Annotated in this window: 1 protein-coding gene; it reads right to left on the bottom strand. The window is 68.9% G+C overall.

Going from position 1 to position 1,080, the window contains the following annotated elements:
* Positions 1-1,056, bottom strand: a 1,056-nt coding sequence (locus G3576_RS30975) for an IS630 family transposase (protein ID WP_164698333.1), incomplete at its 3' end; no start/stop codon positions are given.
* Between the last annotated feature and the right edge of the window lie 24 nt (positions 1,057-1,080).

Genomic DNA, 1,080 nt, shown 5'->3' with positions numbered 1-1,080 from the left:
TTTCCCGCGTTGGTGCTTGCCGATGATGGTGTCGGCGGGCGCGGTCCAGCGGAAGGGCTTTGGGTCGGCGTTGTGCGCGGCGAGGTAGGCGCGGATGGCCTGGTTCAGCTCGATGACGGAGCGGAAGACGCCGCGCTTCAGCCGCCGCTTGGTCAGGGTGGCGAACAGGCCCTCGACGGCGTTGATCCAGGAGGCCGAGGTCGGTGTGAAATGAACATGGAAGCGCGGGTGGCGGGCCAGCCAGCGCTTCACGGCCTCGGTCTTGTGGGTGGCGTAGTTGCCGAGGATCAGGTGCAGGTCGAGTTCTGGCGGGGTCGGCTTGTCGACCAGGCGCAGGAAGCGGATGAACTCGGCGGCGCGGTGGCGGAGCATGCACTGGCTGATGACCGTGCCTGCCTTGACGTCGAGCGCGGCGAACAGCGTCGTCGTGCCATGGCGCTTGTAGTCGTGCGTCATGGTCGCACCGCGGCCACGCTTCATCGGCAGCCCCGGCTGGGTGCGGTCGAGCGCCTGGATCTGGCTCTTCTCGTCCACGGACAGCACCAGGGCGTGTTCGGGCGGATTGACGTAGAGGCCGACGATGTCGCGGACCTTCTCGACGAACTTCGGATCGTTCGAGAGCTTGAAGGTCTCGACCCGGTGCGGCTTCAGGCCGTGCTCATGCCAGATGCGATGGATGGTGGACGGCGCCAGGCCGCTCGCCTTGGCCATCGAGCGCAACGTCCAGTGCGTCGCCGCGGGTGGGTCCTCGTGCAGCGTGCGCTCGACCACCGCGGCGATCTGCTCAGGCGAGGCGGCGGTGAAGGCGCGGCCTCGCGGGGCGTCCCGGAACAGCCCGTCGGCGCCGTCCTGCATGTAGCGCGCCTGCCAGCGCCAGATCGTCGGCTTGCCTTTCCCCGTGGCAGCGCGGATCGCCATCGTCCCCGCGCCGTCCGCCGTCATCAGCACGATCCGAGCCCGCCATACGTGGTGCTGCGGGCTCTTGCGGCCGAAGACCACGCCTTCGAGCCGCTCCCGATCCCCCGGCCGCAGCCGGACCTCAACGCCTTCCCTCATGCACCAAGACTCGCAGGTCCAGGC

It is taken from the genome of Falsiroseomonas algicola (assembly GCF_011040385.1).
Taxonomy (GTDB): domain Bacteria; phylum Pseudomonadota; class Alphaproteobacteria; order Acetobacterales; family Acetobacteraceae; genus Falsiroseomonas; species Falsiroseomonas algicola.
The sequence above is the reverse complement of the archived record's forward strand: the minus strand, read 5'-3'. Positions and strand labels throughout refer to the sequence as shown.